The following is a 14291-nucleotide window of genomic DNA, read 5'->3' as shown; positions in this document are numbered from 1 at the left end:
GGACGGGTATCCAGACTGGGAGCAGGCGGCCAGAAATGAAAAGACAATTCCCCTCGATTGTTCTGCTGCTCGCCGGAATTCTGGCGGTAGCGCTTGCCGGCTGCAACAGCACGGAAGACGCCTTGTCTGTGCCGAAATCGTCTACCTCCGCCGCTTCCGCGCCCGCTTCATCCACCCCGCTTACCACCGGCGGGACGGCCACGGCGGGTACGGTTCAGACCGCCGGCGCGCTACGCCTCGACAAGCTGCAGGTTGCGCCGATCGTCGGCGCGCCGGTGAGCGTCGTCACGCCGCTGTCGCAGCGGCTGGTGGCGGATGCGAAAACCCTGGGCGTGACGCTCGCCGCCGCCACCGAGGCGGGGCAGGCCTATGTCATGAAGGGCTATTTCTCCGCGCTTGCCGAAAACGGCCAGACCGTGGTCGTCTATGTCTGGGATATCCTCGACCCGGCCGGCAACCGCCTGCACCGTATCCAGGGCCAGGAAAAGGTGACAGGCAGCGCCCCGGACACCTGGAGCGCCGTCCCCGCTTCAGCCATGGAAGCAATCGCCACCCGCACCATGCAGGAATACACGACCTGGCTCGCGGCGAACCGCCCGAAGCCGACGTAAAACATGGCGCGCAAAAATCGTAACGCGCCTACGGTGTGTTGAAATTCAGGTCAGGGCGAGGCGAGAATGGTGGCTTTCGAGAACCGGAGCGGAGTGTACTTTAGTACATGAGCACCGGAAGCGCAGGAAGACGCCATTCGCAGCCCACCCTCACCTGAATATCAACACACCGGGCACTTTTCAGTGATTGTTAGCCGTATACCACGATTGCATGCTTGCATTCAGCCGGAGTCGCGGTAAAAGGCCGCTCATCCGTATCCAGCGCCAGGGATAGATCGCCACATGAAACTTTTCGCGGGCAACTCCAATCGTATGCTGGCTGAGGCCGTTGCGAAATATCTCGACATCCCCTTGGGCAAGGCCACTGTCCGCCGCTTCGCCGATCAGGAAATTTTCGTCGAGATTCAGGAAAATGTCCGCGGCGAGGATGTCTTCGTCCTTCAGTCCACATCCTACCCGGCGAACGATCATCTGATGGAACTGCTCATCATGATCGACGCCTTCCGCCGCTCTTCCGCGCGCCGCATCACCGCCGTCATGCCCTATTTCGGCTATGCGCGGCAGGATCGAAAGCCCACCTCCCGCGCGCCGATCTCGGCGAAGCTGGTGGCCAATCTCATCACCGAAGCGGGCGCCAACCGCGTTTTGACCCTCGATCTCCACGCCGGCCAGATCCAGGGTTTTTTCGATATCCCGACTGATAATCTCCATGCCGTACCGGTCATGGCCCGCGATATCAAATCGCGCTATGCGCTGGATAACATCATGGTCGTCTCGCCTGACGTCGGCGGCGTGGTGCGCGCGCGCGCGCTAGCAAAACGCCTCGACGCGCAGCTGGCCATCGTTGACAAGCGCCGCGAACGCGCCGGCGAATCCGAAGTCATGAACATCATCGGCGACGTGACCGGCAAGGATTGCCTGCTATTCGACGATATCGTCGATTCCGGCGGCACGCTCTGCAACGCCGCCGAAGCGCTGCTTGCCAAGGGCGCGAAAAGCGTCACCGCCTACATCACCCATGGCGTGCTCTCGGGCGGCGCCGTCGCCCGCATCACCTCTTCCAAGATGAAGGAACTGGTGATCACCGATTCCATCCAGCCCACCGCCGCCATCTTGGCCGCGCCCAATATTCGAGTGCTGTCCATCGCCGATCTCATCGGTGAAGCAATTTCGCGCACGGCAGCGGAAGAGTCGGTTTCAAGTCTGTTTGATTAAAGAGATGATGAAGTAGTGAGCAGAAGAAAATTCTATCTCACTACCTCACTACTCCCTATCTCACTATTTTACTCCGCCGCAGCCCGCTCTTCCGCCATCTCATCAGGCGCGTTCGGATCGCCCGGCCCGGTCTCGCAACCAAGATCCGGAAAGGCCACAACGCGTTTTCCGGTAAAATCGGTGCGAACCACCAGAAGCCCCCTCTCCTCGAAATAGGTGAGAAGCCGTCGCGCACGGCTGGTCGAATGCGTGCCATAGGCGCGCGCCAGCATCGCGTCGGATGGGCAAGGCGCGCCCGTCACGGCGGCCTGCGCAACGATCAGGAACACGCCCTGCACGTCATCGGTAAGACTTTCCGAAAGATTGAGCGCCTCCTGCCAGGTCTTGCCCGCTGCGGTTTCACCGTCGAGATTGGTCTGAGCCAGCGCCAGCTTGCGGCGGAACGCCGGCAGCGCTAAAGGCTCGCCCGGTACGCGGTGAATGCGGCAACGAACCAGAAAATCCTGATAAAGCACCGCCACGGAGCGGAACGAGGCTTCGGGATCCTCGATAATCTCGCGCATCACCTTCTCGATGAGGCTTTCGCGCTCCGCTTCAACGATTCCCGGAAAAAGCGGCTCGACCGGAGCTTCCGGCTCCGGCTTTGCTCTCGTAAGTTGCGCGAGGATTTCCGCCGTCGAAGGAGGTGGCGGCGCAACTGGCGCGCGCCGTACCACTGTGCGAACTTCTTGTGGGCCGGGCGTGAAAATGAGATCGCGCGCATCCTCCGGCGCATCCGGCAGTGGCATCAGCTTCGGGCTTCCCGACCGGGCGGAAGTTTCCACCGCGCCGATCTTGAGCGGCAATGGCCGCCGCGACAGGGCGGGCCCGAGCGCCACGAAATGGCCGCGCTGGAGATCGCGGAACATTTCCGCCTGCCGCCGCTCCATGCCCAACAGGTCGGCCGCGCGCGCCATGTCGATATCGAGGAACGTCCGGCCCATCAGGAAGTTGGACGCCTCAGCCGCCACGTTCTTGGCAAGCTTCGCCAGCCGCTGCGTGGCGATGACGCCGGCAAGGCCGCGCTTGCGGCCCCGGCACATCAGATTGGTCATCGCGCCCAGTGAAAGCTTGCGCGCCTCATCCGAAACCTCGCCGCCCACCGCAGGCGCAAAGAGCTGCGCCTCATCGACAACCACCAGGACCGGATACCAGTAATCGCGGTCGGCATCGAACATGCCACCCAAAAAAGCCGCCGCGCAGCGCATCTGCTGCTCGACATCCAGCCCTTCGAGGTTAAGCACCACCGAGACGCGGTGCTGGCGAATGCGCGCGGCGATCCGCGTCAGTTCGGCCTCGGTCCGCGCACCATCGACCACCACATGGCCAAACGTATCGGCAAGCGTGACGAAATCACCCTCCGGGTCGATGATGCATTGCTGCACCCATTGGGCGCTCTGCTCAAGCAGGCGGCGCAGAAGATGCGACTTGCCGGAACCCGAATTGCCTTGCACCAGCAAACGCGTCGCCAAAAGCTCTTCCAGGTCGAGCATGGCCGCGGCTCCGCCGGACACGGTACCCCCGCCGGCCGTACCCATGTCGATGCCGACCTTCATCCTGCCTCCTGAAATGCTGTGCGAACTGATGGCAGGGACAAATGACGGCCCCAGCGACCTGCTCCTTTAGCACCCCAAATCCATCCGCGCGCCACTCTTGTCGCGAAACCCACAACAAGGTGACAGCGTCGGGTCGTCCTTTACCCTCGCGGTGAGGTGCGGAGCGGAGCATCGAACCAAGAGGGCGCTTGGCGAGTCACCCCCGCCGCGCCGCCTCGATAGCCGCGACGTCAATTTTCCTCATATCCATCATCGCGGCAAAGGCGCGCTTGGCTTCGCCGCCGCCGGCCGCCATCGCTTCCATCAGGACGCGCGGGGTGATTTGCCAGGAAATGCCCCACTTGTCCTTGCACCAGCCGCATGCGTTTTCCTGCCCGCCATTGCCGACGATGGCATTCCAGTAGCGGTCGGTTTCTTCCTGATCCTCGGTGGATATCTGGAACGAGAAGGCTTCACTATGCTTGATGCTGGGGCCGCCATTCAGCCCCAGACAAGGAATGCCGGCCACTGTGAATTCAACCATCAATACGTCGCCCTCCTGGCCTGCCGGGTAGTCACCGGGGGCACGGTGCACAGCTCCCACCGCGCTGTCAGGAAAAACCTCGGCATAAAAGCGGGCGGCCTCCTCGGCGTTCTTGTCATACCAGACGCAGATCGTATTCTTGGCAATTGCCATTGCGTATTCCTCTCCCATTTCGGTTGGCGCCGCAACCTTGCCTCAACGGACAAATCTCCGCAACAGGCGCCTCACAAAGGCCTCAGCGCAAACCTGCCATAGGCAATGAACGCGCAGACCGCCGCCACAACGAGCCAATAGATCATCGGGCCGTAACTCTTGTCACCGGAAGCGATGTGCAGCCCGCAAAAGGCCAGCATTTCCGCTGCTATAACGATCGCCGCGAGCGGAACCAGGAACGCCAGCGGTTTGTAGAATATCGGAAGGACCAGGCCGAGCGCGCAAAACAGCTCGATGATGCTCATCCCCAGCCAGACGCTGGGTGGAATCGCGCTGAGGGAAGGCATCGTTTGCGCGGGATTGGAAAATTTCCACACCGCGCCGGTGGCGGTATGCAGCGCGAGAAGGACCTGAAGAACCCACAGGAGAATATTCATGATTGTTTCCTGATTACGATGTTGCCCGATGCGTTGGCGGTTTCAATCCACCCACGCCATGATCTCTTCCAGCTTGGCAAGAAAGCCTGCCATCCGGCCTTGGCCCCGCCAGAGGCCTGCTTCTGAGTAAACTATCCCCCAACTTGCGCGTTTGCCGCCTTTCCGTTATAGAGCCGGAATCCGTGTAGACACCCTTGGAGGCAACACGGAATGGGGCGGTTCTGCTGCTCCATGCTTTCCGCCCGACCACCGGAAGGAAAGCAACTCCATATACCTCGAAAGGAAATGCCATGAGCGAAACATACGAGCTCAAGGCCGAGGCGCGCGAACGGGTCGGTAAGGGGTCCGCCCGGGAACTTCGGCGCAACGGTAAAGTGCCAGCTGTCATCTATGGTGACAAGCAGCAACCCATTTCGATTTCCTTGCCCTTCAAGGAAATCTACTACAAGATCCATGGCGGCGGCTTCAAGACGACGGTTGCCACGATCGACATCGACGGGCAGAAGATCCAGGTCCTGCCGAAGGATTATCAGCTCGATCCGGTTCGGGATGTCCCGGTCCATGTCGATTTTCTGCGCGTGTCGGAGAAGTCGGTCGTCCACGTCAATGTCCCCGTTCACTTCGTCAATGACGAAGCGGCTCCGGGCATCAAGCGCGGCGGCGTTCTCAACATCGTTCGTCACGATGTCGAGCTCATCGCGCCGGCCAATGCGATCCCCGAGTTCATCGAGATCGACCTGACGGGCCTCGAACTGGGCGATTCCATCCACATTTCGGCTGTGACCCTGCCCAAGGGTGTGACGCCGGCTGTCCAGGATCGCGATTTCACCATCGCCACCATCGCTGCGCCCGCCGGCCTCAAGTCCGAGGAAGACGCAGCTGCCACGGCGGCTGCGGACGTACCCGCGACGGAAGAGAAGGAAGGCGAGTAATCGTCTTGTTTTAAGGGTGTGCTGGGATGCTTCTCATCGCAGGACTTGGCAATCCGGGTTCCCGCTATGCGAAGAACCGGCACAATATCGGGTTCATGGCGGCGGATGAAATACACCGCCGCCATCGCTTTTCTCCCTGGCAGAAGAAATTCCAAGGAGAAATCGCCGACGGTGTCATCGACGGCGAAAAGATCATCCTCATCAAGCCGCAGACCTTCATGAACCTTTCCGGCCAGGCGGTCGGCGAGGCCATGCGTTTTTACAAGCTCTCCCCCGCCGACCTCGCGGTCATCTATGACGAGCTGGACCTGCCCGCCGGCAAGCTGCGCGTCAAGACCGGCGGCGGCTCGGGCGGCCACAACGGCATCAAGTCCATCGACGCCCATTGCGGCAAGGAGTACCGCCGGGTACGCCTCGGCATCGGCCATCCCGGCGTCAAGGAACTGGTGCACGGCTATGTGCTGGGCGACTTCGCCAAGGCTGATAGCGAATGGCTGGACCCGCTTCTAGGCGCCATTGCCGATAATGCGGGTTTGCTGGCGAAGGGCGAGAACAATGGCTTCATGAACCGCGTCTTCCTCGCCATGGGCGGCGGCCAGCACGAAGATCGGAAACAGGCCGCTCCCAAGGCGCAAAGCCATATCCGTCAGGCGCGCCCGGCCAAGCCTGCTGCGAACACGCCGGAAACCGGCCCCATGGCCGACATGCTGAAGAAGCTGTTCGGAAGCAAGGATTGACGCTTACTCATACTGTAACTATTTTACAGAAACACGAACCTCGTGTTTTAGTGAGGCCGCGATGAAGAATATCACCATTTCCATGGATGATGAATTGGCGCAGCGTATTCGCGTGGCTGCCGCCAAGGCAGGGAAAAGCGTCTCTCGTTATATGGCCGAGGCTGGCCGGGAAAAGGTGCAGGCGGAGGAACCGGAGGAAACCGGTCGCCGTGGTCGGCAATGGGAGGCGTTGCAAAAAATTTTCAGTGGACCTCAGTGGGACGTGACGGAAGACGGCCGTATGCCCACCGCCGAGGAACGCAATGCCCGGCGCTAAGGTGTTCATAGACACCAACGTTCTCGTTTATTCCCATGATCGCAAAAGTCCAGATAAAAGCCAGCGGGCGCTCGCATGGCTTGAAAGTTTGGGCACACGAGACTGCGCACAAACAAATCTGCAAGTACTCAACGAGCTCACCTATGTTCTGCTACGAAAGAAGTGGTTTGATAGCCCGACCACGGTATTCGCAATTGTCGATCGATTTGCAATTTTAGGCAATGATCCCTTGAACCCGGCCGATGTGGAGTTTGCCCGCGCGCTTCACTTGAAAACCGTTTACTCTTGGTGGGACTGCCTCCTCCTCGCCTCCGCCATCGACTTGAAATGCCGCTACTTCCTTTCCGAGGACCTTCATGACGGCCACGCAATTGAAGGCTTGACGATCATCAATCCTTTCCTGCACACAGCGGACAAAATTCTCGCTCTGTAAGATAAGGAACGGATAGCATGGGTTTCAAATGCGGCATCGTCGGGCTGCCGAATGTCGGCAAATCGACGCTTTTCAACGCGCTGACCAAGACGGCGGCGGCACAGGCTGCGAACTATCCTTTCTGCACCATCGAGCCCAACACCGGCGAAGTCGCCGTGCCGGACCCGCGCATGAAGGCGATTGCCGCCGTCGCCAAGTCGCAGAACATCATCCCGACGCGCATTTCCTTCGTCGATATCGCCGGCCTCGTGCGCGGCGCGTCGAAGGGTGAAGGCCTCGGCAACCAGTTCCTCGCCAATATCCGCGAGGTGGATGCCATCGTCCATGTGCTGCGCTGCTTCGAGGATGACGACATCACCCATGTCGAGGGCCGCATCGACCCAGTTTCGGACGCCGAGACGGTCGAGACGGAACTCATGCTTTCCGACCTCGAAAGTATCGAGCGCCGCATCGTGCAGATCCGCAAGCGCGCCACCGGCAAGGACAAGGAAGCGACAACAGTCCTGCCGATGATGGAAAAGTCGCTGGAGCTTTTGCAGGCCGGCAAGCCAGTGCGCATACTCCTGAAAGACATCGCGCCGGAAGACCTGCCGATCCTGCAGGAACTGAATCTCCTCACCTCCAAGCCCGTCCTCTATGTCTGCAACGTCGCCGAAAGCGATGCCGCCACCGGCAATGCCCACACAGAGACCGTCGCAAAGATGGCAGCTGAGCAAGGCGCCGAAACTGTCACCATTTCCGCTGCCATCGAGGCGGAAGTGGCGCAGCTTTCCGATGAGGAAGCCAAGGAATTCCTCGACGCCCTCAGCCTGGAAGAACCCGGCCTCGACCGCCTGATCCGCGCCGGCTACAAGCTCCTCGACCTCATCACCTATTTCACCGCCGGCCCCAAGGAGACCCGCGCCTGGACGATCCAGCGCGGCACCAAGGCCCCACAGGCGGCGGGCGTCATCCACACCGATTTCGAGCGCGGCTTCATCCGCGCCCAGACCATCGCCTACAACGACTACGTCACGCTCGGCGGCGAAGTGGCGGCCAAGGAAGCGGGCAAGGCCCGCGACGAAGGCAAGGAATATGTGGTGCAGGATGGCGACGTGATGCTGTTCAGGTTCAATACGTGAGCCATTGGAGCGCCGAGTGTCCACCGGCGCTCCAACACTTTTAAGTTCTGCATCCAGACACCGCGGGAGGAGACGGAAATGGATACGAGGCTTCACCGATACGCCTATGAGGACTTCACTATAGGGCTGGAACTGCCCCTTGGGCCGAAAGAAGTGACCGCGGCGGAAATCATCGCCTTCGCCAGCGAATTCGACCCGCAGCCCTTTCATCTCGACGAGGCGGCGGGAAAGGCGAGCATTCTCGGCGGACTTGCCGCCTCCGGCTGGCACACGGTTTCCATGCTGATGCGCATGATGTGCGACGCCTATATCACCGGCTCCACCTCGCAAGGCGCGCCCGGCGCCGATTTCGTCAAATGGAAAAAGCCGGTGCTGGCGGGCGACACGCTGAGCGGCAGAACCAAAGTCCTCGACTGCCGCCTCTCCCGGTCGAAGCCGGATCTCGGTCTCGTCACCGTGCACCACGAATTGTTCAACCAGAACGGCGAAAGCGTCTGCGAGGCGCAGCACGTCGCGATGTTCGGGCTGCGTGATGCGCAAGCTCAAGGGGATGCACAATGAGCCTGCTTGAAGAACAGATCGGCGTCGAGCAGACGCTCGGTAGCTACACATTCACCGCCGATGCGATCATCCGCTTCGCAACCCTCTATGACCCGCAGCCCTTCCACATCGATCCGGAAGCCGCGAAGAACAGCCATTTCGGCGCGCTCTGCGCCTCCGGCTGGCATACTACCGCCGTCTGGATGAAGCTCAACGTGCAATCAATAGGAGAAGCGCTGGAGGCGGCCAAGATGCGCGGCGAACCGCTGCCCGACTTCGGCCCCTCACCCGGCTTCGAAAACCTCAAATGGCTGCGCCCCGTCTTCGCCGGCGACACCATCACCTACAAGCGCACCATCAAGGCAATCCGCCCGCTGGCGTCTCGCCCCGGCTGGTCGATGCTGAACATGCATTCCTCGGCCTATAATCAGGACGATGTGAAGGTGCTGGAATTTGATAGCGCGGCGCTGGTTAGGGTGTGAGGTCGGCCGGCATCGGTGGGCTTCATCGTACCCCCCTCTGGCTTGCCAGCCATCTCCCCCTCAAGGGGGGAGATTGGCCTGCATCGACGACTGAACCTTTTCTGAAACGTAGGTGATTGGCGGAAGCGGCAATGAGAGCGTAATCTCCCCCCTTGAGGGGGAGATGGCTGGCAAGCCAGAGGGGGGTGAGATGACGTCAGCACCCCTCACAAATTAAACCGCCCCCCTCACTCCCCCTCAAACGCCACAAGCGTCCTCACCGTCACCCCCAGCGCCTCCAATTTCTTCCGACCGCCCAAATCCGGCAGATCGATAACAAAGCAGGCCGCCACGATCTCCGCTCCCATCTGCATGAGCAGCCTGGCCGCGCCTTCCGCCGTGCCGCCGGTGGCGATCAGGTCGTCGACGAGGATGACCTTCTCCCCCGGCACGATGGCGTCGCGGTGCATTTCCATTTCGTCGATGCCATATTCGAGACTGTAGGCGATGCGCACCGTATCGTGCGGCAGCTTGCCCTTCTTGCGGATCGGCACGAAGCCGGCGGAAAGCTGATGCGCAATCGCGCCGCCGAGGATGAAGCCCCGTGCCTCGATGCCCGCCACCTTGTCGACCTTGCCGCCCGCATAGGGATAGACCAGTTCGTCCACCGCCCGCCGGAAGGCGCGCGCATCGCCCAGAAGCGTCGTGATATCGCGAAACAGGATACCGGGTTTCGGATAATCTGGAATAGTTCGGATAGTTTCTTTCAGTGTTTCACGGAACGCGGGCTCCATGTAGTTTCCTTTCGATCAGGTCAGATATTCGCAGGCATCGGTGCCAAGGAAAAGGGCGAGATCTGACAACCAGACTGCTATACCGGCTCACCAATCTCCGTTGCCCAACGCCATAGCCAATCCGCCGCCTTCCGCCAAGCGCTCATGACCGGCTGTCAGACGAGACCGCCCTCGATTTTCAGGAACTCGACAATTCGTTCGATGCCTTCGCCGCGCTTCATATCGGTGAATACGAACGGGCGCTCCGAACGCATACGGTTCGCATCGCGCTCCATCACGTCGAGGTCGGCGCCGACATGAGGCGCGAGGTCCTTCTTGTTAATCACCAGGAGATCGGAACGGGTAATGCCGGGGCCACCCTTGCGCGGGATTTCCTCGCCCTGGCACACCGAGATGACGTAAATCGTGAGGTCCGCAAGGTCGGGCGAGAAGGTTGCCGCCAAATTGTCACCGCCGGACTCGATGAAAATCACGTCGAGGTCCGGAATGCGGCGATTGAGATCGCTTATTGCCTGGAGATTGATCGTGGCGTCCTCGCGGATGGCCGTATGCGGGCAGCCGCCGGTCTCGACGCCGACGATCCGGTCGGAACTCAGCGCCTGCATCCGCACCAGCGCCTCGGCGTCCTCCTTCGTGTAGATGTCGTTGGTGACGACCGCGACCGAATAGCGCTCGCGCATCGCCTTGCACAGCTTCTCCGTCAGCGCCGTCTTGCCGGAGCCGACGGGACCGCCGATGCCGACGCGCAGGGGACCGTTGTTCGATGTCATGGCTTAAAATCTCCGAAAATGTGCGGTTTTCCTCATGAGCGGAACAGCCGCGTCACAAGAGTTTCATGAGCAAGGCTGGCGATATCGGCGAGGATTGCCACGGAGCCTAGATCGTCGAGCGTGCTGATGGCCGCGCGGGCGGCGACATCAGAAATCGACGCCTCGGTCGAGGTGAGCACGGCCACGCCATCGCGCTGCCCGATAACGCCGCAGCGTATCGCCACCGAAACGAGGTTCGAGGCGGATGCGTGCAGATAGGCGGCGAGTGTCGCCTCAAGCCCGGTTTCATGCGCGCCCGCCACCGCGCCGACGGCAACCGGATAGGCTGCGACAGTGCCGATCCGGTCATGGACCGGATGCGGCCACGCCGACGCGGCGGTGAGGAAGGCCTCGCCCTGCAGCATCGTTTCGCGGTGCCGCTCCGCCGAACCCGCCAGGGCTTCGGCCAGTTCGGCGATTTCATGCAATCGCTCCGCGTCGTCGCAGGCGCGATAAGCCTCGGCGAGCAGCACCGCGTCGTTCCATTGAGCGCCATGGGCCAGGATCGTGACGAGCCATTTCCGCAGGCTCTCGCGGTCGCAAACCCGCCCGTCATGCACCGCCTGTTCCAGCCCGCCGGAATAGGAAAACGCGCCGACCGGAAATGCCGGCGAGAGCCACGCCATGAGCCGCAACAGCGCCTGTGTATCGGGACCGCCGCTCATTCAATCGTGGTTATGATGCGCGTGGCCATGCGCATGATAGGCGCCACGCACCGGCTGGAACGGTTCGGTCACTTGCCCCACGGTCGCGCCCAGCCTTTGCAGCATGTCGGCGATCACATGGTCGCGCAGAATAAGGATGCGCTCCGCCTCGATCTGCGCGGCCAAGTGCCGGTTGCCGAGATGCCAGGCAAGCTCCGTCAGGTGCAGCCCGTCACGCGCTTTCACCTCGTATAGCGGTTCTTCCGCCGCTGCAATTTGCACGCAGCCGCCGTTGTCGAGCAGCAGCAGGTCGCCATCCGCCAGTTGCACCGGCTCCTTGAGGTCGAGCATGACCACATCGTCATTGCGCATATGCAGGAGCTTGCGGCGGATGTGGCGCTGGTCGTGGGTGAGCACGATCACATCGATGGGATCGGTGTGGGGGGCGCCGGGGGGCAGGATTTCGGTGGAACGGTAAGGCATGGAGGCATCTCTTCTTATAAATGTTGGTGGGGCACAGTACCCCCCTCTGCCCTACCGGGCATCTCCCCCTCAAGGGGGGAGATTGGCCTTCATCTATGACGGCGCTTGAATCTGCGATGTTGGCGATTGGCGAAAGCGGGCCTCCCAGCCAATCTCCCCCCTTGGGGGGGAGATGTCCGGCAGGACAGAGGGGGGTGTTGCCTCGCGCTTCCATCAAAACACGGCTCTAAAACAAAAAATAGCGCTGTGCCATCGGCAGCACCGTGGCGGGCTCGCAGGTCAGGAGCTCGCCATCGGCGCGCACCTCGTAAGTTTCTGGATCTACCTCGATATGCGGCGTCAGGCTGTTGTGGATCATCGAAGCCTTGGAAATGCCGCCGCGGACATTTTTCACCGCCACCAGCTTCTTGGCGACGCCTAAGCGCTGGGCGAGCCCCGCATCCAGCGATGCCTGGCTGACGAAGGTTACCGAGGAATTGGTCCGAAGCTTGCCGAAAGCTGCGAACATCGGGCGGTAATGCATTGGCTGCGGCGTCGGGATCGAGGCGTTGGGGTCGCCCATAGGGGCTGCTGCGATGGAGCCGCCGAGCAGCACCATCTCCGGCTTCACGCCGAAGAAGGCCGGGCTCCACAGGACGAGATCGGCGCGCTTTCCCACCTCGACCGAGCCGATTTCGTGGCTGATGCCGTGGGCAATCGCCGGGTTGATCGTATATTTGGCGATGTAGCGTCGGATGCGGAAATTGTCGTTCTCGCCGGTCTCTTGCCGCAAGCGGCCACGCTGGCGTTTCATCTTGTCGGCGGTCTGCCATGTGCGGATCGCCACCTCGCCGACGCGCCCCATCGCCTGGCTGTCCGATGAAATGATCGAGAACGCGCCTATGTCGTGCAGGATGTCCTCCGCCGCGATCGTCTCCTTGCGGATACGGCTTTCGGCGAAGGCGATATCCTCGGGGATCGACGGCGACAGATGGTGGCAGACCATCAGCATGTCGAGGTGCTCGGCGATGGTGTTGACCGTGTAAGGCCGCGTCGGGTTGGTGGAGGACGGGATGACGTTCGGCAGGCCGCAGACCTTGATGATATCAGGCGCGTGCCCTCCCCCCGCCCCTTCCGTATGAAAGGCATGGATCGTGCGGCCCTTGATGGCGGCGACCGTATCCTCGACGAAGCCGCTCTCGTTCAGCGTGTCCGTATGGATCATCACCTGCACGTCATGTTCGTCGGCGACGGAAAGGCAGTTGTCTATGGCCGCGGGCGTCGTGCCCCAGTCCTCATGCAGCTTGAGCGAGGAGGCCCCCGCAAGAATCATCTCTTCCAGCGGCGCGGGCAGCGAGGCATTGCCCTTGCCGGCGAGCGCGAGGTTCATCGGGAAGGCGTCGAAGCTCTCGATCATCCGCTCGATATGCCAGGCACCGGTGCAGGTGGTGGCGAGCGTGCCGTGCGCCGGGCCGGTACCGCCGCCCAGCATGGTCGTGACGCCGCTCATCAGCGCCTCTTCAATCTGCTGTGGGCAGATGAAGTGGATATGCGCATCCATGCCGCCGGCAGTGAGGATCTTGCCCTCTCCCGCGATGGCTTCCGTCGACGGGCCGATGATGATGGTCACGCCCGGCTGGGTATCGGGATTGCCGGCCTTGCCGATGCCGTGGATGCGACCGTCCTTCAAGCCAACATCAGCCTTGTAGATGCCGGTATGGTCGATGATCAGCGCATTGGTGATGACGGTATCGACAGCGCCCTCGGCGCGCGTCGCCTGGCTTTGTCCCATGCCGTCGCGGATGACCTTGCCGCCGCCGAATTTCACTTCCTCGCCATAAATGGTGAAGTCCCGCTCGACCTCGGCGAAAAGTTCCGTATCGGCGAGGCGCACCTTATCGCCCACGGTTGGGCCGAACATGCCGGCATAGGCGGCGCGGGACATTTTGAAGGGCATTGGTTTACCTCTGCAACAATACGGAGCATTTCATGGAAACGCTGGTGTACCTGAACTGCCCCTCATCCGCCTGCCGGCACCTTCTCCCCGCATGCGGGGAGAAGGAAGAAGCGGCAACGTCTATGCCTCCCTCTCCCCGTTCTTCACGGGGAGAGGGTAAGGGTGAGGGGCAAACTACAAACGATTCCATCAGAGCTTTCCCATCACCAGCTGGCGGAAGCCGTAGATTTCGCGCTTGCCTTGAACGGGAATGAGCCTGACCGTCCGGGTCTGGCCCGGCTCGAAGCGCACCGCCGTGCCGGCCGGAATGTCGAGGCGCATACCACGCGCGCTTTCCCGGTCGAACGACAAGGCGGGATTGGTTTCGTAGAAATGATAGTGGCTGCCGACCTGTACCGGCCTGTCGCCGGTGTTGGCAACGTCGAGCGTGATGACGGGGAGGCCGCTATTCAGTTCGATCTCGCCGTCTGTAACGATGATTTCACCTGGGATCATGAGTTTTTCTCCTATCAGAGAATTTCATATTGTACCGCTGATCCGAGGCCCCACCC

General features: G+C 61.3%; 18 protein-coding genes. 9 read left to right on the top strand and 9 right to left on the bottom strand.

Features of this window, described 5'->3' with window-relative positions; genetic code table 11:
- Positions 1-35 precede the first annotated feature (35 nt).
- Positions 36-611 (top strand): hypothetical protein, encoded by a 576-nt coding sequence (locus tag C7477_RS12555; protein ID WP_110752618.1) that lies wholly within the window; start codon positions 36-38, stop codon positions 609-611.
- 282 nt (positions 612-893) lie between these two features.
- Positions 894-1826 carry a ribose-phosphate pyrophosphokinase gene (locus tag C7477_RS12550; RefSeq protein WP_110752616.1) on the top strand — a complete coding sequence of 311 codons (933 nt, stop codon included), beginning with the start codon at positions 894-896 and terminating at the stop codon, positions 1824-1826.
- Between the two features lie 68 nt (positions 1827-1894).
- Here C7477_RS12550 and C7477_RS12545 read toward each other — a convergent pair whose 3' ends face one another.
- The 3 genes from C7477_RS12545 to C7477_RS12535 all read right to left on the bottom strand — a co-directional run bounded on the left by C7477_RS12545 (position 1895) and on the right by C7477_RS12535 (position 4534).
- Positions 1895-3421, bottom strand: a complete 1527-nt coding sequence (locus C7477_RS12545) for a helicase HerA domain-containing protein (protein WP_110752614.1) — start codon at positions 3419-3421, stop codon at positions 1895-1897.
- Between the two features lie 196 nt (positions 3422-3617).
- The gene (locus C7477_RS12540; RefSeq protein WP_181418409.1) at positions 3618-4091 is read right to left on the bottom strand and encodes a VOC family protein; all 474 of its coding nucleotides are present in this window, start codon (positions 4089-4091) and stop codon (positions 3618-3620) included.
- A gap of 77 nt (positions 4092-4168) precedes the next feature.
- Positions 4169-4534 carry a DoxX family protein gene (locus C7477_RS12535; protein ID WP_110752610.1) on the bottom strand — a complete coding sequence of 122 codons (366 nt, stop codon included), beginning with the start codon at positions 4532-4534 and terminating at the stop codon, positions 4169-4171.
- Between the two features lie 290 nt (positions 4535-4824).
- On the opposite strand from C7477_RS12535, the gene C7477_RS12530 reads away from it, so the two are divergent.
- From C7477_RS12530 to C7477_RS12500, 7 genes are all read left to right on the top strand, one after another.
- Positions 4825-5466: a 50S ribosomal protein L25/general stress protein Ctc gene (locus C7477_RS12530; protein WP_110752608.1), complete on the top strand. Its 642-nt coding sequence runs from the start codon at positions 4825-4827 to the stop codon at positions 5464-5466.
- A gap of 26 nt (positions 5467-5492) precedes the next feature.
- Positions 5493-6203, top strand: a complete 711-nt coding sequence (pth, locus tag C7477_RS12525) for an aminoacyl-tRNA hydrolase (protein ID WP_110752606.1) — start codon at positions 5493-5495, stop codon at positions 6201-6203.
- A gap of 61 nt (positions 6204-6264) precedes the next feature.
- A complete protein-coding gene (locus C7477_RS12520) occupies positions 6265-6519 on the top strand; it encodes a hypothetical protein (RefSeq protein ID WP_110752604.1) in 255 nt (84 codons plus the stop codon).
- Entirely contained in the window at positions 6506-6952 is a 447-nt protein-coding gene (locus C7477_RS12515; protein WP_110752602.1) for a PIN domain-containing protein, read from the top strand. Before C7477_RS12520 ends, C7477_RS12515 begins: the two co-directional genes overlap by 14 nt.
- A 17-nt stretch (positions 6953-6969) precedes the next feature.
- Entirely contained in the window at positions 6970-8073 is a 1104-nt protein-coding gene (gene ychF / locus C7477_RS12510; protein WP_110752600.1) for a redox-regulated ATPase YchF, read from the top strand.
- Positions 8074-8151: 78 nt separating this feature from the next.
- Positions 8152-8634, top strand: a complete 483-nt coding sequence (locus tag C7477_RS12505; protein ID WP_110752598.1) for a MaoC family dehydratase — start codon at positions 8152-8154, stop codon at positions 8632-8634.
- The gene (locus C7477_RS12500; RefSeq protein WP_110752596.1) at positions 8631-9095 is read left to right on the top strand and encodes a MaoC family dehydratase; all 465 of its coding nucleotides are present in this window, start codon (positions 8631-8633) and stop codon (positions 9093-9095) included. The genes C7477_RS12505 and C7477_RS12500 overlap by 4 nt, the downstream gene beginning before the upstream one ends.
- Before the next feature lie 227 nt (positions 9096-9322).
- On the opposite strand, the gene C7477_RS12490 is transcribed toward C7477_RS12500, so the two are convergent.
- The 6 genes from C7477_RS12490 to C7477_RS12465 form a co-directional block, all read right to left on the bottom strand.
- Positions 9323-9868, bottom strand: a complete 546-nt coding sequence (locus tag C7477_RS12490) for an adenine phosphoribosyltransferase (protein ID WP_110752592.1) — start codon at positions 9866-9868, stop codon at positions 9323-9325.
- Between the two features lie 155 nt (positions 9869-10023).
- Complete coding sequence (gene ureG / locus C7477_RS12485; protein WP_110752590.1) at positions 10024-10638, bottom strand: urease accessory protein UreG; 615 nt, start codon at positions 10636-10638, stop codon at positions 10024-10026.
- Positions 10639-10670: 32 nt separating this feature from the next.
- Positions 10671-11342: an urease accessory protein UreF gene (locus C7477_RS12480; RefSeq protein ID WP_110752588.1), complete on the bottom strand. Its 672-nt coding sequence runs from the start codon at positions 11340-11342 to the stop codon at positions 10671-10673.
- On the bottom strand, positions 11343-11804 hold the full coding sequence (gene ureE, locus C7477_RS12475; protein ID WP_110752585.1) for an urease accessory protein UreE: 462 nt from the start codon (positions 11802-11804) through the stop codon (positions 11343-11345).
- A 226-nt stretch (positions 11805-12030) separates the two neighbouring features.
- Entirely contained in the window at positions 12031-13740 is a 1710-nt protein-coding gene (ureC, locus tag C7477_RS12470; RefSeq protein ID WP_110752583.1) for an urease subunit alpha, read from the bottom strand.
- A 189-nt stretch (positions 13741-13929) separates the two neighbouring features.
- Positions 13930-14235 carry an urease subunit beta gene (locus tag C7477_RS12465; protein ID WP_110752580.1) on the bottom strand — a complete coding sequence of 102 codons (306 nt, stop codon included), beginning with the start codon at positions 14233-14235 and terminating at the stop codon, positions 13930-13932.
- Positions 14236-14291: the final 56 nt, after the last annotated feature.

The organism is Paramesorhizobium leguminum (assembly GCF_003217235.1).
Lineage (GTDB): Bacteria > Pseudomonadota > Alphaproteobacteria > Rhizobiales > Rhizobiaceae > Paramesorhizobium > Paramesorhizobium leguminum.
Note: the sequence above shows the minus strand (reverse complement) of the source record. Positions and strands in the feature narration are given on the sequence as shown.